This is a genomic window from Bacteroidota bacterium, assembly GCA_016714535.1.
Lineage (GTDB): Bacteria > Bacteroidota > Bacteroidia > AKYH767-A > OLB10 > JADKFV01.
Genome location: JADKDR010000015.1, coordinates 1 through 22955, shown reverse-complemented (window position 1 = coordinate 22955; position 22955 = coordinate 1). Strand labels below are relative to the sequence as shown.

General features: G+C 37.8%; 19 protein-coding genes and 2 pseudogenes. 16 read left to right on the top strand and 5 right to left on the bottom strand.

The features are described 5' to 3' along the window. Positions 1 to 24: 24 nt before the first annotated feature. Together IPO27_17105 and IPO27_17100 are read right to left on the bottom strand one after the other, a co-directional pair. Positions 25 to 960, bottom strand: coding sequence for a substrate-binding domain-containing protein (locus tag IPO27_17105; protein ID MBK8848154.1), 936 nt, complete (start codon positions 958 to 960; stop codon positions 25 to 27). A 135-nt stretch (positions 961 to 1095) separates the two neighbouring features. Beyond that, positions 1096 to 1287 carry a 30S ribosomal protein S21 gene (locus IPO27_17100; protein ID MBK8848153.1) on the bottom strand — a complete coding sequence of 64 codons (192 nt, stop codon included), beginning with the start codon at positions 1285 to 1287 and terminating at the stop codon, positions 1096 to 1098. 314 nt (positions 1288 to 1601) lie between these two features. Between IPO27_17100 and IPO27_17095 the strand changes: the two genes are divergently transcribed. The 3 genes from IPO27_17095 to IPO27_17085 all read left to right on the top strand — a co-directional run bounded on the left by IPO27_17095 (position 1602) and on the right by IPO27_17085 (position 4456). Further along, positions 1602 to 2132, top strand: a complete 531-nt coding sequence (locus IPO27_17095; protein ID MBK8848152.1) for a 30S ribosomal protein S16 — start codon at positions 1602 to 1604, stop codon at positions 2130 to 2132. A 63-nt stretch (positions 2133 to 2195) separates the two neighbouring features. Then, a complete protein-coding gene (gene rimM, locus IPO27_17090; protein ID MBK8848151.1) occupies positions 2196 to 2723 on the top strand; it encodes a 16S rRNA processing protein RimM in 528 nt (175 codons plus the stop codon). Positions 2724 to 3052: 329 nt separating this feature from the next. Then, a complete protein-coding gene (locus IPO27_17085) occupies positions 3053 to 4456 on the top strand; it encodes a cobalamin-dependent protein (protein ID MBK8848150.1) in 1404 nt (467 codons plus the stop codon). A 5-nt stretch (positions 4457 to 4461) separates the two neighbouring features. Here the strand turns inward: IPO27_17085 and IPO27_17080 are convergent, their stop codons facing one another. After that, positions 4462 to 5625: a sigma-54-dependent Fis family transcriptional regulator gene (locus IPO27_17080; protein MBK8848149.1), complete on the bottom strand. Its 1164-nt coding sequence runs from the start codon at positions 5623 to 5625 to the stop codon at positions 4462 to 4464. A gap of 175 nt (positions 5626 to 5800) precedes the next feature. On the opposite strand from IPO27_17080, the pseudogene miaB reads away from it, so the two are divergent. The 7 genes and pseudogenes from miaB (at position 5801) to IPO27_17045 (ending at position 13553) form a co-directional block, all read left to right on the top strand. Next, positions 5801 to 7203 (top strand): annotated as a pseudogene (miaB, locus tag IPO27_17075) (tRNA (N6-isopentenyl adenosine(37)-C2)-methylthiotransferase MiaB). A gap of 4 nt (positions 7204 to 7207) precedes the next feature. Further along, on the top strand, positions 7208 to 7660 hold the full coding sequence (locus IPO27_17070) for a GNAT family N-acetyltransferase (GenBank protein ID MBK8848148.1): 453 nt from the start codon (positions 7208 to 7210) through the stop codon (positions 7658 to 7660). A gap of 124 nt (positions 7661 to 7784) precedes the next feature. Further along, positions 7785 to 8186 (top strand): DUF2809 domain-containing protein, encoded by a 402-nt coding sequence (locus tag IPO27_17065; protein MBK8848147.1) that lies wholly within the window; start codon positions 7785 to 7787, stop codon positions 8184 to 8186. Positions 8187 to 8440: 254 nt separating this feature from the next. After that, positions 8441 to 11261 (top strand): annotated as a pseudogene (uvrA, locus tag IPO27_17060) (excinuclease ABC subunit UvrA). A gap of 145 nt (positions 11262 to 11406) precedes the next feature. Beyond that, positions 11407 to 11730, top strand: a complete 324-nt coding sequence (gene trxA / locus IPO27_17055; GenBank protein ID MBK8848146.1) for a thioredoxin — start codon at positions 11407 to 11409, stop codon at positions 11728 to 11730. Positions 11731 to 11779: 49 nt separating this feature from the next. Continuing rightward, positions 11780 to 12706 (top strand): DUF58 domain-containing protein, encoded by a 927-nt coding sequence (locus tag IPO27_17050; GenBank protein ID MBK8848145.1) that lies wholly within the window; start codon positions 11780 to 11782, stop codon positions 12704 to 12706. Positions 12707 to 12764: 58 nt separating this feature from the next. Then, positions 12765 to 13553: an ABC transporter substrate-binding protein gene (locus IPO27_17045; protein MBK8848144.1), complete on the top strand. Its 789-nt coding sequence runs from the start codon at positions 12765 to 12767 to the stop codon at positions 13551 to 13553. A gap of 181 nt (positions 13554 to 13734) precedes the next feature. On the opposite strand, the gene IPO27_17040 is transcribed toward IPO27_17045, so the two are convergent. Together IPO27_17040 and IPO27_17035 are read right to left on the bottom strand one after the other, a co-directional pair. Next, complete coding sequence (locus IPO27_17040; GenBank protein MBK8848143.1) at positions 13735 to 16104, bottom strand: fibronectin type III domain-containing protein; 2370 nt, start codon at positions 16102 to 16104, stop codon at positions 13735 to 13737. Positions 16105 to 16323: 219 nt separating this feature from the next. Continuing rightward, positions 16324 to 16692 carry a VOC family protein gene (locus IPO27_17035; protein MBK8848142.1) on the bottom strand — a complete coding sequence of 123 codons (369 nt, stop codon included), beginning with the start codon at positions 16690 to 16692 and terminating at the stop codon, positions 16324 to 16326. 162 nt (positions 16693 to 16854) lie between these two features. Between IPO27_17035 and IPO27_17030 the strand changes: the two genes are divergently transcribed. The 6 genes from IPO27_17030 (at position 16855) to IPO27_17005 (ending at position 22491) form a co-directional block, all read left to right on the top strand. Continuing rightward, positions 16855 to 17565 carry a hypothetical protein gene (locus tag IPO27_17030; GenBank protein ID MBK8848141.1) on the top strand — a complete coding sequence of 237 codons (711 nt, stop codon included), beginning with the start codon at positions 16855 to 16857 and terminating at the stop codon, positions 17563 to 17565. A gap of 297 nt (positions 17566 to 17862) precedes the next feature. Further along, on the top strand, positions 17863 to 18855 hold the full coding sequence (locus IPO27_17025; GenBank protein MBK8848140.1) for a hypothetical protein: 993 nt from the start codon (positions 17863 to 17865) through the stop codon (positions 18853 to 18855). A gap of 552 nt (positions 18856 to 19407) precedes the next feature. After that, positions 19408 to 20004, top strand: a complete 597-nt coding sequence (locus tag IPO27_17020) for a Crp/Fnr family transcriptional regulator (protein MBK8848139.1) — start codon at positions 19408 to 19410, stop codon at positions 20002 to 20004. 67 nt (positions 20005 to 20071) lie between these two features. Continuing rightward, positions 20072 to 20713, top strand: coding sequence for an NAD(P)H-binding protein (locus IPO27_17015; GenBank protein MBK8848138.1), 642 nt, complete (start codon positions 20072 to 20074; stop codon positions 20711 to 20713). 1 nt (position 20714) lies between these two features. Then, positions 20715 to 21443, top strand: coding sequence for an alpha/beta hydrolase (locus IPO27_17010; GenBank protein MBK8848137.1), 729 nt, complete (start codon positions 20715 to 20717; stop codon positions 21441 to 21443). A 742-nt stretch (positions 21444 to 22185) separates the two neighbouring features. Further along, positions 22186 to 22491, top strand: a complete 306-nt coding sequence (locus IPO27_17005) for a hypothetical protein (protein ID MBK8848136.1) — start codon at positions 22186 to 22188, stop codon at positions 22489 to 22491. Positions 22492 to 22955: the final 464 nt, after the last annotated feature.

The window sequence follows — 22955 nt, the reverse complement described above, 5'->3', positions numbered from 1 at the left end:
CTAAAAAAACACTACATTTTAAAGCTAATTGTTATTTCTAAAGCCGCCAACACGTGCAAACTGAGTGGCCGGCATAATGCCCATTTTCTTAATTATGAGCTGCCCATTGTAGGAAGAAACAAAACCGCTCACTCCGGTGCCTAGTCCGCTGCGTGCTTCACGGCTTATCATATACACATTGCGGGTGTAGGGGTATAAACCCTGTGCCACATATGCCTGATAAGGCTTGTAGCGTGTAGCATCTTTTTCGTTTTTAATAGCTATCACCCTGGTTTTGGTAATAAAACTAAGTTGTGTGGGATCATCAGGGTCACTTATATAGCTTACTCCTACCACGCCTATGGCATTTTTATTTTCGCTTACATAATTAATAACATCCTCAAAGGTATTGCGTGCAAATACATTTCCTTTTATTGGCGCCCCTTTATTAATGCTATCGCGAGCATATAGGGCAGTGCTCGAATTTACATTGTCAAACACCATCACCACTTGCCCTGATGTATTTTTTTCGCTTACCTGCTTCCAATCAGTAATTTCTCCCGACAGCATTTTCTTGATTTGCGAATTACCAAGCACGCTGTCTTCGTTATCCGGATGCACAATAAACGCAATGGCATCTATCGCTATATGCACCTCCCTTGGTGTTAGATTGCGCTGTTTAAAGTATTGCAATTCCTGATCATTTAGCTTTCGCGAGGCTACTATGACCCTTGCGGTATCATTTATCAAGTCTTTGAAGGCTTCGCTTTCGGTACAATAGCGCGCATTTACGCGGGCATGTTTGTAAAGGGCATGAAAGGTATCTAGTTCTACACGCATAATATTGGCAAAAGTGGCATCTACCGAAATATTGATAGTGCCCGAGGTAGGGGTATCATCGTATTTCTTTTGAGTTCCATAGTCGCAAGCGCAAATCAAGAGGTATGTTACGCTCGTCAGAATTATTTTAACATGTTTCATACGTTGGTGCTTTGCTTGCAAATTTATTATAATTTTAAAGAGAGATGGAGGTTAATTTTTCCATATCAAAAGCGTGTAAAATAAAAAAGCACTCAATGTATGAGTGCTTGGTATATCGTAAATCAGATGATTTGCTTATAGGATTTCAGCAACGAGTTTGCCCTTATGTATCGCGCGCTTTACTGTATTCCTGCGCGATACAGATGGCTTTTCAAATGCTGCGCGTGAGCGTAATTGCTTTACCACAGCAGTTTTTTCAAACTTCTTTTTGAATTTTTTCAAAGCCTTATCTAGCGACTCGTTTTCTTTAATTTGTACAACTAACATTGTTTATTTTTAGATTTTCGGAGTGCAAAAGTAACCATTTATTATACAATACCAAATGTGAAGTAAATATTTTTACAAGCTTCCATAAAGGCTTTTTGAGCAATTAGGGCAGTTTATGGCGTGGGTTTAGCATAGGGTTGTGCTTTTCTGAACCTTTCAACCCTTAAACCTTTGAACTCTTCAAACCTTAAACTCTTTAGTTTTTTCCAATAATAGTGTTTTTTTAAACTATTTTATTACTTTCGCGCTCCCAATTTTCGGAGAAATTGGGGTTAGAAAATTAAATTATATAAAAACTAAAAAAAAATTAAAAAATGCCGGCAAAATTAAGATTGCAAAGATATGGTAAGAAAGGCTATGCCTTTTACCATATAGTGGTGGCTGATGCGCGTGCTCCGAGGGACGGTAAGTATATCGAGAAGTTGGGAGTTTATAATCCTAACACAAATCCCGCTACTGTAGAGCTTGACGCGGACAAAGCCCTAACCTGGTTACAAAATGGTGCTCAGCCAACTGATACCATGCGTGCCATCCTGAGTTACAAAGGTGTATTGTACAAAAGACACCTGCACGAAGGAGTAAAAAAGGGTGCCCTTACCCAGGAAATGGCTGATGCCAAATTCGAAAAATGGCTTAGTGATAAGAACACTAAGATTGACAACAAAAAAGTAAGCGTTGCCGACAAGCGCAAAGCTGAAATGAAAGACCGCATGGCTGCTGAGTCTCAGGTAAAAGATGCTCGTGCAAAGAAAATTGCCGAAGCTGCTTTAGCTAAGATGACAGGTGGTGCCAGCGAAAGCGAAGCACCTGCTCAGGAAACACCTGCTGCAGAAGAAAACGCTTAATCGATTTTTTAGTAAAGAAACCAACAACCTGCATTTGTAAAAACTTGCAGGTTTTTTATTTTGATGAAAAAGGAAGATTACTTCTATATTGGAAAAGTTACCAGACGCACTGGTACGAAGGGCGAAATTGCCATTGAACTCGATTGCGATCATCCAAATGCGTACATTAAGGTTGACCAGCTTGTATTGGGGCTTTTCGAAAAGCTTATTCCCTTTACTGTTGAAAAAATTAAAATTCAAGGCGATGCAGCCATTGCTAAGTTAAAAGAAATAAGCACACCCGAAGAAGCCAGCATGTACCATCAGGCAGATGTGTATCTTGATTTAAAATGGTTGCCCAAACTGACCGGTACGGAATTTTATTTTCATGAAATTATTGGGTTTGATGCCATTGATAGTACAACCGGTTTTATTGGAAAAATTATAAAGGTGCATGAGTTGCCTATGTATGGGGTAGCCGAAGTAATTAATAAGGGTCCCGAAATTATGGTTCCATTACATGCTGATTTTATAGCTGGTATAGATCGCGAAAACAAAACCATGACCTTCAACTTGCCCGAAGGCTTTGTTGCATTATACGAAAACGGATAATACCACTTTAACACTGCTAAGCAATACGGGAGGTTGCATTGCCAACAATTCTTTTATTACAAGCAGAAAATCTGTTGCTTTCTTAAATAGCAGATTCTTTTATTTGAAGGAGACAGAAGCCAATTGCATTTTGCAACGGTGAGTATATACCTTTTGTTTTAAACAAGTTTGTTCGGTTTTGCTTTTGTTCAAGAATTTAGAAAACAAGCAGAAAAGATATAATCAGCGTTGCTTTTATTTCATGCGTGTGTCAATTCTATTTCTTTAGAAATAGAAAAATGCTTAACCTTGTTCCATATTAAATAAATGCCACAAGGCTTTACTCATTTATGAATAACAAACCGCTCTTAACCCATGCTTATTTTTTGTCTTCGGATGAAAGGGAGCAGAGCATAATGAAACCATACGCACCACTCGGAATACTTTACATAGCCGCCTGGTTGCGCAAGAATGGAACAGATTGTGATGTGTATGACAGCACCTTTTCGACTTTCGAAAAACTCAAAAGTTATATAGATGAAAATGCTCCTCCGGTAATTGGTATATATACCAATCTGATGACTCGCGTTAATGTGATTAAAATAATTAAGTATTTACGCAGTAAACCAATAGCGCATCAACCTAAGATCATATTAGGAGGACCCGAAGTTCGCTATCATGCTGCTGAGTTGCTAAAGGTAGGTGCAGATGTAATTGTGATTGGCGAGGGTGAACAAACCATGCTTGAGCTTTGCAATCACTTTATACAGGGGGAAAGTAGTTTGGGAAATATTACAGGCATTGCCTATAGCAATGCCGGAGAAATTAAAAATACGCCCGAGCGCGAAAAGTTTAAAAGCCTGGATGTACTGCCGCATCCTGCACGAGATAAAATTGATATTCAATTATATCTTGATGCCTGGAAAAACAGGCATGGCGAAAATTCGATTTCTATAAACACCATGCGCGGTTGTCCTTATACCTGCAAGTGGTGCAGCAGGGCTGTATACGGTCAGAGTTACAGAAGACGTAGTCCTCAACATGTAATTGATGAGTTGCAGTTTTTACAAAAGCAATATGTTTTTGATGCTATTTGGTTTGTAGATGATGTGTTTACCATCAGCCCTAAATGGTTGCAGGAGTTTCATGATTTGATTGTAAGCAATCAAATAAAAATCAACTACGAATGTATAACACGTGCTGACCGATTAAGTGAAAATATGCTGGCCTTGTTAAAGGGCAGTGGTTGCTTTCGCGTTTGGATAGGGGCAGAGAGTGGCTCACAAAATATTATTGATAATATGGACCGAAGGGTGCAGGTAGGGCAGGTGCGCACTATGATACAAGAGGCAAACAAACAAGGATTACAAACCGGCACATTTATTATGTTAGGTTATCCGGGCGAAACTATTGATGATATTTATGAAACCATAAACCACTTAAAGGTTGCAAACCCTGACTATTACACGTTAACAGTAGCCTATCCCATTCGCGGCACCGAATTATATAATGAAGTGCAATCTGATTTTACTACAACCTTTGATTGGGAAAATCAAAGCGACCGTGACATTGATTTTAAGCGCATGTATCCAAAGGGTTTTTACAAGCATGCTATTCGTTTAATGTATAACGAAGTGCAACTATACAAAGACAAATTGAAGGGTAGGAGTAATCTGAAATTAATGAAATATAAACTCAAATCGCTAGCCTCAAGGGCAGGTATGCAATGGTATATGCTTAAGAAACTGGCTTAGTTATATCAATTGGTAAAGGTTGCAAATAATTGCACATCTTTTTCGGTAATGATTTTATCACCTAGTATCAATAGTCGTTCAACCACATTACGTAACTCGCGTATATTGCCTGTCCAGGGCATTTGTTGTAATTCTTTAATGGCTCCGGGACTAAACTTGCGTTGCGGCATGGATGAGTCGCTGCTAATGTCTTTTAAAAAGTGATCAACCAACAATCCGATATCTTCCTTTCGTTCCGAAAGCGTGGGTACTTTTATCAATATCACACTGAGGCGGTGATAAAGATCTTCGCGAAAGTTATTCTGTTCAATTTCCCTTTTCAAATCTTTATTGGTGGCGGCTATTACACGCACATTTACCGAAATTTCTTTTTCGCCACCTACACGGGTAATCTTTCCTTCCTGAAGTGCGCGCAAAACTTTTGCCTGTGCACTCATACTCATATCTCCTATTTCGTCCAGAAATAGGGTGCCATTGTTGGCTTGTTCAAACTTGCCAATGCGCTGTTTTACAGCGCTTGTAAAGGAGCCTTTCTCATGTCCAAACAATTCGCTCTCTATCAATTCAGAAGGTATAGCGGCACAGTTAACTTCAACTAAGGGTGCAGCAGTACGTTGACTTTTTTCGTGAATACTGCGTGCAACAAGTTCCTTGCCCGTGCCATTACCACCGGTAATGAGTACACGCGCATCGGTGGGGGCTACTTTCTCAATAATGTCTTTTATTTTTAAGATAGCAGTACTCTCTCCAATCATGGTGGTACTCTTGCCTAACTTGCGCTTTAATGTCTTGGTTTCGGTTATGAGTGTTGATTTATCCAAGGCATTACGCAAGGTAATGAGTAGTCTGTTAAGGTCCAATGGTTTCGAAACATAATCATATGCACCCTTCTTTATAGCTTCAACGGCAGTATCAATGTTGCCATGTCCTGATATCATGACCACTTGCGCCCCAATATTTTTTTCGGCAAGTTTTTCAAGCAGTTCGAGACCATCCATTTTTGGCATTTTAATATCGCACAATACCACATCATATTCCGTTTTTTCAAGAATTTTCAATCCTTCAAGCCCATCAGGAGCCTCGTCTATGGTATGTCCTTCGTATTCCAGAATTTCGCGTAGTGAATTGCGGATACTTTTTTCATCATCTATAACTAAAATCTTTGCCATTGGTAGTCAGTAATTTTCTGTTTTTATTTTTGCTTAAGGGCGCAAATGTAATCATGATTTGTAATTAGAAACTTCATTGCTCATAATCTGCCCGCAATTGAATCGTAATTGTCAACATAGAAATTCGAAAGTTGGTGCAAAAGCCTATCTTTGCAGTGATTATTTACACAATAAAATGCAGGAGAAGTATATAGACGAAAGCAGACAAGGGGAAGTGCTTACCATGCCCGAGATGGGAGTTGATAACCTAAAGAGAAAGGTATATATTGAAAGCTATGGCTGTCAAATGAACTTTAGTGATAGCGAAATTGTAGCATCAATCATGAGCAAACAGGGGTTTACCTCTACGGCCGATATTAATCAGGCCGATGTAGTTTTTTTAAATACCTGCGCCATTCGCGACAATGCCGAGCAGCGTGTATGGAAGCGTTTGAGCGAACTAAAGGCCAACAAAAAGTCAAATCCCGGAATGATGGTAGGGGTGTTGGGATGCATGGCTGAGCGGTTAAAGAGTAAATTATTAGAAGAAGAACAACTGGTTGATATGGTAGTTGGCCCCGATGCTTATCGCGATTTGCCAAACCTTATTAATCAGGTTGACGAAGGCCATAAAGCCGTAAATGTATTGTTGTCGCGCGAAGAAACTTATGCCGATATAAGTCCGGTGCGTTTAGGCTCAAACGGAGTAAGTGCCTTTATCAGCATTATGCGTGGTTGCGATAATATGTGCTCCTTTTGTGTAGTGCCATTTACCCGCGGCCGCGAACGCAGCCGCGACTATCAGAGATTGTAAGCGAGGCGCAACAATTATTTGATAATGGTTTTCGCGAAGTAACGCTGCTTGGTCAAAATGTTGATAGTTATAAATTTGCTGATGAAGCTACAGGTCAGGTGTGCAATTTTGCACAGCTGCTTGAGCGAGTAGCACAAGTGAATCCTTTGTTACGGGTACGCTTTAGTACATCGCACCCCAAGGATATTACCGATGAGGTTTTAACTACCATGGCACGTTGTGAAAATATCTGCAATTACATACACTTGCCCGTTCAGTCAGGCAATACGCGCATTCTCGAAAAAATGAACCGCACCTATACGCGCCAATGGTATATGGATAGGGTTAACGCCATTCGTGCCATCGTTCCTGACTGTGGCATCAGTACCGATGTGATATCCGGATTTTGCAGCGAGACCGAAGATGAACATGAGGATACCTTGTCGATTATGCAATTTTCGAAGTTCGATTATGCATACATGTTTAAATATAGCGAGCGCCCCGGAACACTTGCAGCGCGCAAGTATCCAGATGACATTGCCGAAGAAGTAAAAACACGCAGGCTTACCGAAATTATTGATTTGCAAAGCAAATTATCGTTGCAAAGCAATCAGCATGACATAGGAAAAGTATATAAGGTGTTGGTAGAAGGCACCAGCAAACGTAGCAATGAACACTTGTGCGGGCGCAACGATCAAAATAAAATGCTTGTTTTTCCAAAGGGAGATTTAAAAAAGGGCGATTATACTTTTGTAAAGGTATTGTCTTGCACAAGCGCCACGTTAATTGGCGAATTGGCTATTTAAATACATGCTTAGTATTGAAAGAACAACCAGTAGTAATTCCGATTTTATTGAATTGGTAAAGGCGCTTGACATAGAACTAGCCATACGCGATGGGGCAGACCATGAATTTTTTGCGCAGTTTAATAAAATAGATCACCTTAATCATGTTGTTGTTGCTTATTGGGAAAGTAAACCAGCAGGTTGTGGTGCATTTAAGCCCTATCAAGATGGCGTGGCTGAGATTAAACGCATGTTTGTGTATCCTGATTTTCGTAACAAAGGAATTGCAAGTGCAGTGCTCAACAACCTTTCTATATGGAGCAAAGAATGTGGTTTCAAAAAATTAATTCTTGAAACCGGAATCAATCAACCCGAAGCGATTCAACTGTATCAGAAGAATGACTTTGTACGTACCGCAAATTATGGCCAATACATTGGTGTAGCGTTAAGTCTTTGTTTTGAGAAAAATCTTAGTTGATAAGAGTGCCTCAAAGAATTTTATGCAATCTTTTATATCCAAATTGAGAAGGATAAAATCGTTAAATGAGATTTAAAAAATTGAGTCATCCATACTACGAAATCATAACATTCGTTTTCGACTCATGCTTAACATCCGAATCAACTACTTACTGCTTGCCTTTATTTTATTCTTAATTGAATTAAGTATTGTTCTTTTTATAGATGACAAAATAGTACGTCCGTACATAGGCGATTTTCTGGTTATTTTTTTCTTGTATTGTTTTTTTCAGTCGTTTCATAAGTTTAATTCAACAAAACTTAGTATGGGAATATTGGTGTTTAGTGCGGTAATAGAAATACTTCAGTATTTTAAGCTCATCTACCTGCTTGGTTGGAGTGATAGCTTTATGGCCAAAATAATTTTGGGCAATAAATTCTGTTTCAAGGATATTATGCTTTATGTTTTGGCAGTAGTCATAATTCTGTTTGTTGAAAACAGAAGAACGCAAAAGGCACGATCTAAAAGGCTTACCATACTTATGTAATAAGACATTCTATATTTTAGAACTTGTTTAGGATTTATATTTTGAATTTATTAAGAGCGTATATTTTGATTAGCAAGGCATGTTTTGCAGGTAATAATCACGTACTATGGACAAAAAACATAACGAAGATAATCGGAATATTCGCATTAAGAAAACAATTAGATAAATCTTAATCATGCTCTTATCAGTTGTTTACAAATAAACCAAATTTACTTTTTACAAAATGCTACTTTCGCGGCTTGCTATTTTTTTAAGTGAACCACGAAGAGAACATAGAGATTTTTGGTGCCCGTGAGCACAACCTGCAGAATATTGATGTGATTATTCCGCGTAATAAGCTTGTCGTTATTACAGGCCTTAGTGGCAGCGGAAAATCATCGTTGGCATTTGATACCATCTATGCCGAAGGGCAGCGCAGATACCTGGAAAGTTTCTCAGCCTATGCCCGTCAGTTTTTGGGAAACATGGAGCGGCCCGATGTAGATAAAATTAATGGGCTGAGTCCGGTTATTTCCATAGAACAAAAAACTACCAATACTAACCCACGAAGCACCGTAGGCACCGTTACAGAGATTTACGATTTTATGCGCCTTCTTTACGCTCGCAGTGCCGAAGCATTTTCGTACAACACAGGCGAACGAATGATTAAGCTAACGCTTGATCAGATTAATAAGTTGGTGTACGAATCATATTTTGATAAAAAAATCGCAGTGCTTTCACCTTTGGTGAAAGGGCGTAAAGGGCACTACCGCGAGCTGTTTGAACAAATGATTAATTACGGCTTTTTGCGTGTAAGAATAGATGGAGAGATACACGAATTAAAAAAAGGCTTGCAAACCGACCGATACAAAATACATGATATTGAAGTAGTAATAGATCGGTTAACAGTGAATGATACTTCTGCTACACGTCTTATTGATTCATTGAAACTTGCCTTTAAACACAGCAAGGGCAGTTTGATGATATTAGATGAAACCACCACCGAAGCACGTCATTTTTCGCAGCAACTGATGTGCCCCACCACCGGCATTAGTTATGACGAACCACAGCCCAATAATTTTTCGTTCAATTCGCCTTATGGTGCTTGTACAGGATGCAATGGTCTTGGCACGCAGCATGTAATAGATATAAACGCAGTTATTCCCAATCGTAAGAAGACTATAAAACAAGGAGGTATAGCGCCTCTTGGCGAGTATAAAGACAATTGGATTTTTGCACAGATAGATTCCATTTGCAAGCAATATAAAGTTACCCTCAATAGCAAAATGGAAGACATTCCGGATGAAGCCTTGCAAGTGATGTTGTATGGTACTGATGAGTTGTTGGTTGAGAAGGAATATGCCCAGGGGCAAAAGTTTTTCATACACCGTAGTATTTGAAGGAATAATTAATTTCTTACAAAAACAGTACACCGAGAATCCAAGTGAGAGTCTGCGAAAATGGATTGACAACTTTATGAATGTTGATCGATGTAAGCAATGCAATGGTGCAAGATTGCGCAAGGAATCGTTGTACTTTAAGATCAATGGACAAAATATTTCGCAGTTGGCACAAATGGACATAAGCGATTTGCAACTGTGGTTTGAAAAGGTTGAAAGCAAATTAAGTGAAAGACAAAAAGCCATTGCATCAGAAATTATTAAGGAGCTATCGAAGCGAATAAAATTTTTGGTAGATGTTGGGGTTGAGTATCTAACGCTTGACCGCACAAGTAAATCGCTTAGTGGTGGCGAATCGCAGCGTATTCGACTTGCCACTCAAATTGGTTCGCAGTTGGTAGGCGTGTTATACATTTTAGATGAACCAAGCATTGGTCTCCATCAGCGCGACAATATTCGTTTGGTAAACTCACTCAAGGAATTGCGCAACAATGGCAATTCGGTAATTGTTGTTGAGCACGATAAGGAAACCATAATGGAAAGCGATTATGTAATAGATATTGGTCCCGGTGCAGGAGTGCATGGAGGTAAAATAGTTGCTCATGGTACACCTCAGCAAATTATTCAATCTGATACACTTACCGGCTTATATCTAAGCGAGAAAAAGTTGATATCGCCACAACCAATGCGGGCAGGCAATGGTAAATTTATTGAACTATCAGGAGCATCGGGCAACAATCTTAAAAATGTGAACGTACGTTTTCCACTTGGAAAGTTGATTGTAGTTTCGGGTGTTTCAGGTAGTGGCAAATCCACATTAATCAACGAAACGTTATACCCCATTCTGCAGCAACATTTTTATCGCTCACAACAAAAACCTTTACCGTACAAAAAGCTAACAGGAATAGACCTTGTAGATAAGGTTATAGAGATTGATCAATCGCCAATTGGGCGAACACCGCGCAGCAATCCAGCAACGTATACAGGCGTGTTTACAGATATTCGGAATTTATTTGCCGAGCTAAATGAGTCAAAAATCAGAGGTTACAAGCCGGGGTGGTTTTCGTTTAACGTAAAAGGTGGCCGCTGCGAAACGTGCACAGGTGCGGGAGTAAAAACAATAGAGATGAACTTTTTGCCCGATGTACATGTTACTTGTGAAGCATGCAATGGCAAACGCTATAATCGCGAAATTTTGGATGTTCGTTATCGTGGTAAATCGATAAACGATGTGCTTAACATGAGCATTGAGCATGCAGTAGAGTTCTTTGAAAATATCCCTTCTATCTTGCAAAAGATAAGAACGTTGAAAGATGTAGGTTTGGGATATATAACACTGGGGCAATCGTCAACTACGCTATCGGGAGGTGAGGCACAACGGGTTAAACTTGCTGCCGAATTGTCAAAGCGAGATACAGGAAATACCTTTTACATACTTGACGAGCCTACCACAGGCTTACATTTTGAGGATGTTAGCGTACTGCTTGATGTATTGCATCGTTTGGTTGATAAGGGAAATACAGTGCTCATAATTGAGCATAATATGGATGTAATAAAGGTGGCAGATTATATAATAGATATGGGTCCTGAAGGCGGTAGCAAGGGTGGCAATATACTGTGCACAGGCACTCCGAAAGAACTGGCCGTAAATAAAAAAAGTGTGACCGGGCAGTTTCTAGCTAAAGAAATCAGGTAAAACATTGTTTAACGAATAATTGTTCTTTTTAAGGAAACTTTGTCATTATTTTTGGTTTAGTACAGTTATTGATTAATTGTGAATCGAATTATTAATTTTATTTGTGGGCTTATTAATTGAAACGTTTTAAAAATTAAATAAAAAAATGGCATTAGAACTAACAGACGCTAACTTTGATGAGTTAGTAATCAAATCAGACAAGCCGGTATTGGTAGACTTTTGGGCAGAATGGTGTGGACCTTGCCGCATGGTTGGCCCATTTGTAGAAGAACTGGCAAAGGACTTTGAAGGTAAAGCTGTAATTGGCAAATTAAATGTTGACCAAAATTCAGAAGTAACTATGAAATATGGAATTCGCAACATTCCTGCCTTACTATATTTTAAGAATGGTGAAGTGGTGGATAAGCAAGTAGGAGCAGCACCAAAGGCTGCGCTTGCAACCAAATTAGAGGCATTGTTTTCTAATTAAAAAAACAAATGCCTTGTGACAGTATGCAGTTACAAGGCATTTTTTATTTATGCCAGTTAATCAATTTGAAATACAACATTTAAGCCACTTGGAGTTACTGGCTCGTCAAGTGGTAGAAGGTTTTATAACCGGACTTCACAAGTCTCCTTTTCATGGATTCTCGGTTGAGTTTGCCGAACACAGGTTGTATAATACGGGCGAATCAACCCGTCACATCGATTGGAAATTATATGGCAAGACCGATAAGCTTTTTGTAAAGCGCTACGAAGAGGAAACAAATCTCAGATGCCATCTTATTGTTGACAATAGTGCATCTATGCACTTTCCCGAGTATGATAAAAAGAATCCTTCCAGACTTAATAAGATTGCTTTTTCGGCACATTGTGCTGCGGTTATCATGTACATGCTTAAGATGCAACGCGATGCTGTTGGCCTTAGCATTTTTAGCGATAAAGTGGATGTAAATACACAGGCTAAATCAACTACCGTACATCATAAATTGTTATACAATTATCTTGATCAGGCAATGGATCAAACACCAAAGGTTGAAGGCAAGACTGCTGCTGCGGGTGCATTACACGAAATTGCCGATAGTATTCACAAACGTTCGCTTGTAGTTATTTTTAGTGATATGTTTGAGAATATAAGTAGCAGCGATGACTTGTTTAATGCGCTGCAACATCTCATGTACAACAAGCACGAAGTAGTATTATTTCATGTTACAGATAAAGCGCGCGAATTAGACTTCAATTTTGAAAATCGCCCCTACGAGTTTATTGATGTTGAAACCGGAGAGCGGGTTAAGGTTCATAGCAACCAAGTTAAGGAACATTACCTTGAAAATATTAGAAAATTCAAAAAGGAGCTTGACCTTAAATGTGCTCAATATAAAATAGATTTATATGAAGCTGATGTGGCTTTGGGATATCAACAGGTATTGATGCCTTACTTTATCAAGCGAAGCAAAATGCATTGATTTTACAACCATACAACTACTTCCTTAAGTATCTGTTTAAACGTTTCAATAAGCTACAATGCCAACGTTTACCGACCAAACATTAAGATCCATTTATTTACCATCAACACCGCAAAGAATTGTTTCGTGTGTTCCATCACAAACCGAATTGCTGTTCGATTTGGGTTTGGGCGATCGTTTAGTTGGTACAACAAAGTTTTGTATTCATCCTCCCGAAAGCCTAAACAAAGTTATGATAGGAGGAACTAAAAATCTTAATATTGATAAAATATTTACATTAAACCCGGATTTGATTATTGGCAACAAAGAGGAAAATGATAAAAACCAGATTGAGTTACTTGAAAAAAATTTTCCTGTTTGGATAAGTGATGTTAAAACACTTGCCGATGCATATGCCATGATTACTAGTATTGGAGCAATTACAAACACATCCAATGTAGCACAATTAATAGCTAAAAGAATTGTTGCGCTATATTCAAACTTTTCTGTGCAGGGGTCTCCGTTGCGTGTTGCTTATCTTATTTGGCATAATCCGATAATGACGGTAGGTCATGATACGTTTATTAATGAGATCATTAAGATTGCCGGATTTGTCAATTGTTTTGAACATAAAACAAGGTATCCAACACTATCTGTTGAGGAATTAAGTCAGGCAAAACCTGATTTAATTTTTCTATCAAGCGAACCATTTCCCTTTTCACAAAAACACGTGGATATTTTTCAGAAACAATTTCCAGCAACTTGTGTAAAATTAGTTAACGGAGAGTTTTTTAGCTGGTATGGAACACGGCTTATTGGAGCGTATGATTACTTACAAAATCTTAGCACTCATATCTATAAAAGATAGATGTTATTGACTGGTTGCTTTGCTCTTTTTGTAAAATGCAGAGGTAAGGGGGATTTATTTTGGATTGGTACACTATATTACTAATAAGAATCCTTCTACCAATTACCATCAAAAGCCACTTCAACAAAGAAGGCTGATTCATCATCAGCCTTCTTTGTTTTTAACGAGCAATAAATTTATTTTAATTGAGCACCACTTTAGCACTATACTTTTGATTATCAAAAGTTAGTTCAATAAAATAAATTCCAGGCCCATAGCTTGACATTTGATACCATAAATTGTTTTCACCCTCAACTACGGCAATTTTTTCAGACGATAAAAGACGTCCGGTAAGATCCGTAATACGAATATCACCATCACCTGCAAGGTCAGTATAGAATGAAATATTGAATTCACCCGAATTTGGATTTGGCATTATTTCGAGCACAGCATCATCCTCATTATTGTCAAAAATATTTAAGCCATTTTTGCTGGCATTGGTGGTAAAAGTTCTTTTAACACTAGTAATGCCAGTACCCGAGCAACCAGGTCTAACGGTAACATTATACGTTGTAGAAGGCGAAAGACCAGTTAGGTTATAACTAGTAACATAAGGAATGCCTGGGGTTGTCTTTGTTGTCCACACAGAAGCACTAGAAACTTTGTATCTTATTTTAAAAGTTGCAGCAGTACTGGCGCTGTTCCAATTAACTTGCGCTGAATTGCTTGTTATATTATTTACCGTAACACCAGTTGGCTTAAGGCAAGAATAAACAACAGATGTTGAGCGCACTGCTGCAGCCTGACAACCAAATTGATTAGTAACCGAATACGAAAGGTAGTAAGGACCACCAACACCGGCAACATTGGGGCTAAATGTATTTCCTGAAACACCTATACCTTGAAATACACCACCTGGCGGTGTGGCAATCAATGCAACTGCTGTAATGGTATTTATATAGGACGTAGCCAGAGGTTCATAGTTAATTACAGGTATCGGATTTATAGTTAAGGTAACTGATTTGGTGGCTGTGCATCCGGCTGCATTGGTTCCGGTTACAGTATATATAGTTGTGTTTTCTGGATTGGCTAATACCGTTGAGCCTGATATTGAAGAAAGGCCGGTACTGGGTGACCAACTATAAGTACTTGCACCGGAGGCTGTTAAGGTAACTGATGTACCCTTGCAAACTGCTGTGCTATTAGTGAGATTAATAGTAGGATTGTTTCCTTTAGTTACTTTAACCGTTGTGGTTCCGGTGCATCCATTAGAGGTTGTTCCGGTAACGGTATATGTTGTAGTGCTTGATGGGTTAGCAGTAACACTTGTCCCTGTGGTGGCACTTAAGCCGGTTGATGGAGCCCATGTGTATGTACTCCCGCCATTTGCACTTATAGTTACCGGTACATTATTACACACTGATGTATTGCCTGTTACGCCTATAGTAGCCGTATTAGTGATAGTTACAGTTACTGTTTTGGTATCACTGCAACCTGCGCCTTGACCATTGCCTACAACAGTATAGGTTGTTGTTGTGTTAGGAGATGCTATTACCGATGAACCAGTAGTTTGATTTAAGCCGGTTGAAGGCGACCACGTATAATCTGCTGCTCCACTTGCGCTTAAATTTGCCTGTTGTCCTACACACATACTTTGGCCGCCTGTGGCATTAATAGTTATACCTGGACGTTGTTTGGTTAAGGTGTAAGGTACTGCCAACACATTGTTTACTTCGTTCTCTTCGGTAAAATAATTTAGCGGGTCTATCTCTACCACTATCCAATAGGTGCCATTGCATAATAAACTGTCCAATTGAATATACATTCCACCTAAATACTGATAGTAGATGTCGGTATAACCGGAAGATATACCTTGTCGGGTTGCATTGCAAGTAAAGTTACCGCCACCAAGTCCCAGATTTGGGAAATTAGCATTGCCTAATGTATTTCCATTACTATCTACGCAATGTCCCAGAAATGTTTGACAAGTGCCAAAATCCATCAGGCAAAAGGCGAGCTTTTGTCCATAACCAACTATAGGCCAGGTGAGGGGATCAGGGTTTGATGTGGCTTTTCGCAATGTATAATGTCCCCACTCATCTACATGCATATGTCCATGACCGGCATGGTAGGTCATAGTTCCTGCTTCCTTTTGTATTTTAGTCATCACATTTCCATTCTTATGATAAATCCATTGCTTAACTAAAATATTAGGAGGTAAATTTGTATTAGGACAAATAGCGGGAGGTGTGCCAACAATTGTATCCGTTCCGCAAACAAATACACTATCCGTTCGCACATCTAGTGGACCACGCCCAATATTAGGTGTAGAAACCGATACACGCAAACGACCTTTTTCAATTGTGCTATCGTTGTATGCGTATTCAATTATTCCATAGGAGCCACTTGTAAGCAATGGTGGCTTACCAACAATAATATCTGGCAATAAATCGCAGTCGGTTGAGTTTGCCTGCAAACATTGGCATGTTGTTGCATTCGTATTGGTGCACTGACTATTGCCTATTTGTACCATTATTAATACAGAAAAAATTGTAAGTAAAACGTTTTTCATTTTTTTAAATTTTGAATATTCCTTTTTTAAAAGAATTGTCATGATAGTTTTGACATTGCAAAAGTATAGCTTTTTATTTTAAAGTATGCTTGAGTTAGTGCGTTGCTCAAAAATTACTCCAAATTCTATAGAATTGTGGGATTATTAATCAAAACCCCCATTAAAGTTTCAACAGAAGAAACAAAAACAGATAGAAGAGATGATCTAATTATTGGAAAACTACTGGTTAGAATGTAAGGCAACCTTGTTGCCTTCGGTATCTAAAATAAACGCAAAATAACCGCTTTGAGCATCTATTAAAGTTTTAGAAACCAATACCTGGCCTCCATTATTTTCAACTTTAGAAAGCGTTATATTTAAATCTGGATTTGCATTTAAATAGATTAGACTTCCATGCACAGTAGGCTTGTATCCTTCACCGCAAATTAGCGCTCCAGTTACCATATTGGTTTCAGTTGGAAAAAGCGCCATATCATAGCCTAGTGTTTGTTGACGCTTAAATTTGATAGATAAAACAGTTTCATAAAATTGCAGAGCTCTTTCCATATTTGTAACAGGAATCTCAAACCAGTTAAGTATATTAGTCATATATTTGTAAGCAATTAGTTTTGACCAAGCAAAGTTAATTATTTAGCAATTCTTATTTTATATTAAGTGAAACATTACATCCTTTTATTTTTGAGTTTTTGTTTAATAAATATTGAAGGGTATTCGCAGTCTTCTCTCAGTGTTGGTTATACATACACTTTTATGGGTAATAAACAACTAAAAGACTTTTACAGAAATGGATTGGGGATAAAAGCAGCGTACTATTTGCCTCCGGCACGTAATTCATTATTCAGCAAGGGTTTTGAAGCAAGTTATGCCAGACTAAATGCATACTCGGTTTACTATAACGATTCGCTTATTGTGTTTCATAAAGGATTGAAAGTGGCCAAGTTGCCAAATACGATTCGCAACGACATTAGTAGTTCAATGACTACGGGAGGCGTATCTATTCAATTTGCACCTGAGTATGAAAAGCTTCAAAGTTATGCAACTGCCGGATTGGGGGTTACTTACATTAGGTCAGTTTGCCGGCTTGCTGATTTTTCGCTTGGGCAATGGTACATTAAAGATGCGCAAAACCTTATAGCCCAGCAACGAACTTCAAGTTTTACTTATTATTTGAATTTTAATTTGGGATTTAAATATGAATTGAGTGCTACCATATCTGTATACCTTAGAGCCGGATACACGTATACAGGGCTAGTTACATATATGGATTATAGCAACACTTCGTTGTGGAAGCTTGATTATGTAAAAGAAACTCCTTTTAAAGCAGATATACTTCAGGCTAAGAGCATCAGGTTAATTGATGATGATTTTATACAACTAAAACAAAACCTTAGTTACTATCAGGCTGAAGCGGGAGTGTTTTATAATTTTTTTAAGAGAAAAAACAAAACACGGAGTAATTGATGGCCTTGAAATTATTAATAAGCTTTTGTATGTTTGGAAACAAAATCCAAATAATATCCTTATTGTGATGTATTCCTGTTTCAAAAACAAATTGCACCATGTTAGATTGCTGGTAACAAAGCATGAAGTTATTGTGGGACAAAAAGTAAATAATAATATACAAAAAACGCAATTGCGTTTTTTGTATATTTATTTCTAACTGATCGGAAATGAAGCACTTCAAGCTAAGTATTGATAAAATTAAAAATAATGACTTGCGTCAAGCGGGTAGATTTGCAACATATTAAAAGACCGACCGTGAAAATAATAAGTATCCTTTTGACATCACTATTTTTGACCAGTTGTAACGGACAAGTTTCGACAGTTAAAGACCCGACAATTGACTTGAATGAAGGAAAATTAACCTACTCTATTTCAGGAGAAGGAACGACTTCAAGTTGGGAGTTGGAAATTCTTTTCGACCAAGACAACGCAGTAATTAAAGAAAAGTATGCACGTGGTGCAGATAGAAAATATATCTACGACAAGAAATCAAATGAAATTTTAGGATTAATTGATGACGCATCTTCATTAGGACTAAACAAGGATAATTATTTTATTTACTACACGCCTGAAGAACTTGTTAGGCAAGCGTTATCGAGTAACTATGGCGACACGACAATTAAAGTAACTCAAGAATTTAAAGACATTCTGGGGTATAAATGCCAAAAATCAATTATTAAGCACGGAGACCAAGTGATAGTTGAAGTTTGGTTGACAGACAAAATAAAGCCAGGAATAATTTATCCTTGGACACCGTTAACATTTGATAAAATAGCTTTAGAGTATGAAATAAAGATACTTGGAACTACTGACCGTAAATACAAAATAAAATCTATCTCGGACGAAAAAATTGACAAGAAGGAATTTGAGCATATTGTTCTAGACCCATACTATCTTGTAATTCCAGCTTACGTTTTTTCAATTGACAGTATGTGGACAAAGGACTATGAAGAAAATAAATTTCAATCGTTTACTTATCCTTATTTCAAAGACGGACGTGAATCCACAATTAAATTCGTAAAAGATGAACTTTATCAAATAGTTCCAAAGGACAAAGAGACGGATATCAGTATTGACTTTTTTGTGAACAAGGACGGAACAATTAGCGACATTGAGATTAGAATAAATTACTACACTGACGACAAACGAATTGAAGAAATTAAACAGTTTATTCAGTCAATGAAAACTTGGACGCCAGCAAAAGTAAAAGGACAACCTGTTAAATCAAAAGTGACAATATTTGCATAGAATGAGAAGAAATGCGTTGCATAACAGCACCTACAAGAAATTGGCGGTTCAGTGGTTAAATGAAGATTTGTGCTTCGTAGCAAGTGCGGTGCTAACAGACAGTTTTGTGCTTCGAAATCGCCAACTTCTTGTAGCTGCCAACCGTGCGTCAAGATGTGAAAAAACCCACTTTTGAAAATTTTGGCGGTCGAAGCGATTTCATAACTATGACCATATACGATTTATGCCAATTGTAGATTAAAATACCACGACAACAAGAACTCTTTTCAAATTTCAATTTTACTAAATCGAGCTTGCAAACAAAAGCATCAATAAAGCGTACAACATTTTCAGTATCGATGTTGCAATCTAAACTTGATATTTCCATTTGGTTGCGGCAGCCCTCAGCTATGTGATGCATATTTATTTTTTTTGCTAAGGTGTGTCAACGGTGTTGTTGTAATTTTTATTTTTACCTCATGTTGTTAACGTGCAGCTGTGGGCAAGTTGGTTATTTCACAGGCTGACGTTAGCTGCAAGGCTATGACACTAAACACAAAATAACATTAAACATTGAAACAAGCTATTAAGACATACTTAAACTCGGTTAAGACACTTTGCCCAAAAGTGACAAATGCTGAATTAAATTATCTTGAAAGTGGCTTGACTATTTCTGAATTAAAATCCAAGCATTTTTACATTCACGCAAATACAATTCAGAAGGAAATTGGGTTTATATTTTCTGGCTTATTGCGTGCCTATTATATTGACAATAATGGCAATGAAATTTCGGTAAACTTTATCAGGGAAAAGAGGTATGCAACCCATTATTCTGCGTTCATTACCCAAGTACCGAGCAAATATTATTTTCAGTGCATTGAACCGAGTGTAATTGTTAATCTCTCATATAAACACATTCAAGAAGGTTACGAACAGTTTCCGATTTTGGAAAGATATGGCAGATTGGTTGCAGAAGAAGTTTTGAAGTTGCAACAAAAAAGGATTGAAAGCTTTCTTTTCGAAAATGCAGAAAGCAGATATCTTGAATTTATTCAAGAAAGCCCTGATTTGTTCAATAGAGTTTCCTTATCTCACTTGTCATCTTACCTCGGTATCGAGAGACAATCATTAACACGAATAAGAAAAAAATTGGCTCACCATTCATTTTGACACATTTGTGTCAGATAGGATTTTGGAAGACCCTGCATATTTGCATTGTAAATAAATCAATGTAAAAATGAAAATAGTAATCTTTGGAGCCAGCGGCTTTTCTGGTCAGGCAATTCTAAAAAAAGCTTTATCACAAAATCATCAGGTAACCATTCTAGTCCGAGATAAAAATTCCATTCAACTTGAAAATGAAAATCTCACAATAGTTGAAGGAAATGTGCTTGACAGAAATACTGTTAACACAATCTTACAAAATCAAGATGCGGTAATTCAATGTTTAGGTGTTGGTGGCAAAGGCGATGGAAAACCTACCACTTTTATCTCTGATGCTACTAAAATCATAGTCGATGAAATGGAGAAAACCAATATAAAAAGACTTATAACGATGAGCAATGTTGGTGCTGGTAATAGTGTGTCTTTTCAGCCTTGGTTCTTCAACAAAATTATACTCCCATATTTCATGAAATGGCTGAAAGTAATCATTGATGATAAGAACCGTATGGAGCCGATAATAATGAATAGCCAATTGGACTGGACCATTGTTCGATGCTCAAATATTGTTGATAAACCTACGAAAGAAAACAGCAAAGCAACTCTTGATGGTAAAGATTTAACGCTATCAATAACATTAGGAGATATGGCAGCTTTCATTGTTGAGCAAATTACAGATAAAACATTTTCAAAACAAGCTCCTTCAATTAGCAACTAAAATGAAATATTTTCTCATTGTAATCCTTTCTCTATTATCAATTATGAATACATCTGCACATCCAAAATATTTTACTACAAATATCGGGCGTATAACCGTTTATATAAAAGAAAACACTTCAGATAAAGTGCCAATTATCTTTCTTCACGGTGTATACTTTGACCATCGCTTATGGGACAGCCAAATTCAAGAAATAAATGACCGCACCTTAATATCTGTTGACATGCCTTTGCATGGAAATAGCCGAAAGAACATAAAAGCGAATTGGACTATTACCGACTGCTCAAATATGCTAATTGAGATTTTAGATAGCTTGAAAATCTCCAAGGTCATTGCTATTGGTCACTCCTGGGGTAGTATGACTATTTTGAGAGCAGCATACAAACATCCAGAACGTTTTGCATCAATAGGGTTATGTAATATGCCGTTTCAAGCAGCTTCAAAAAAGCAAAAGACGACCTTTGGACTGCAACATTCCATGTTAGTGTTCAGAAATTTTTATACAAAACAAGCTGCAAAGGCCTTATTTGGCAAGTTATCATTGAAAGAAAATGCATCATTGATAATTCAACTCCAACGCCCAATGAGTATTTTATCAAATAAGCAAATTAAGCAAATCGACAAAGTTGTTATTTTAGACGCTGTTGATGCAACGGATTTAATCAAAACACTAAAAGTTAAGGCCATAGCTTTAAAAGGGGAAGAGGACTATGTGCCGACACCACCCTAATATTGAAACTATTGTTATTGAAGGTGGACATATTAGTCCTTTAGAAAAACCAGAGGAAGTTACAAGGCTTATACTTAAACTAATAAAATAAATAAGTCAAGAAGCCCAGCAGCTAAACATTTAGCCGTATAGACGAAAGCCCCCCGGCATCGTAGCAAACGATGGGCTTTTGACTATTAGGCCTGCCCCGAATTCTCTAACGGAGGTTCAGCGACACCGGCATGGGGTGTCGTCATAATTGAGTGGCTTTGCTGGGGGGGGCTAAATTGCTTTGGTGTACTAGTAAAGCAATTTTTGTTTTTGTGGATGTCTAACTATGGGTGTATACGATTCATACCTTTTGTAGTTTAAAATACCACGACAACAACTCCTCTCCAAATTTCAATTTCACGAAATCGAGTTTACAAACAAAAGCATCAATAAAGCGTACAACATTTTCCGAATCGATGTTGCAATCTAAGCTTGATATTTCCATTTAATGCCGGCAGCCCTCAGCTATGTGATGCATATTTATTTTTTTTTCAAAGACAGGTCAACAGTGTTGTTGTAATTTTTATTTTTACATGTTGTTAACGTACAGCTGTTGAGGGAATTGTTTTTTCACAGGCTGCCGTTAAGTTCAACCTTTTTGGGGGCGGCAGTAAAAGCTAATATCAAACTGACTGCAAAAAATATCTTTGACAAAAAAACAGGGTAGCCGAAAACTGATTATAGTAGGCAAACAAAACAAACAAATATAGAAATGGAAAAGAAAGCTGAAAAGAACATGGAACTTAAACTAATGGTATTTGCCATTCAAGATGATGAAAAATTTGCAATAGAACATTTTGGTCCGATTAATCCTGTTGACGATTCACTAATTGAAGAAGCATTGAAGCTCGGATTTAAAGAGTCTTTTGCCTATTCTTATAGCCAAGCGGCTAAAGCGCTTTTAAACTGGGAGGAAAAGGATTCAGGTAAATCAATTGTCGGTGGCTTTCGTATCCTGAATCTTGACCACATTTTAAAAAAAATTATCCTTATCTCCCATTTTGACCCAAAATATTAGATGATGCACGACCCCATTTTTGGAATTTTTAGTGTGGTGGATGCACCCAACGGCTAGTTGTTAAAGCATATGCTTTACAAAGCGCCACCAACTCACTTTATTATTTTGCCATTGATGAAAGACCAGAGTATTTAGGTTTAGACTTTCAGGTTATATGGCGATGCTTATCGCTTCGCGTTGTTTTATGTATTGGCAAAAAGCAATTCTTTCAATCCGCAAACAAAACCGAAAATGCGGAAACAGTAAAATTTAAAGAACACATGCCTCGTTTGTTTTCAGGTTGGACTTGGGAAGAATTTATTGCGAAATATGAATCTGTAAAAATTGAAGAAGACGCATTTTAGTATCAAATTTAATGAACAGAAATGTTTTGGCATTCAAGCAATCTTATTGCTAACTGCAAACAGTGGTACTCCGAACGAACAGCAAGGCAACGCATAACATTTAGCCGTATAGACGAAAGC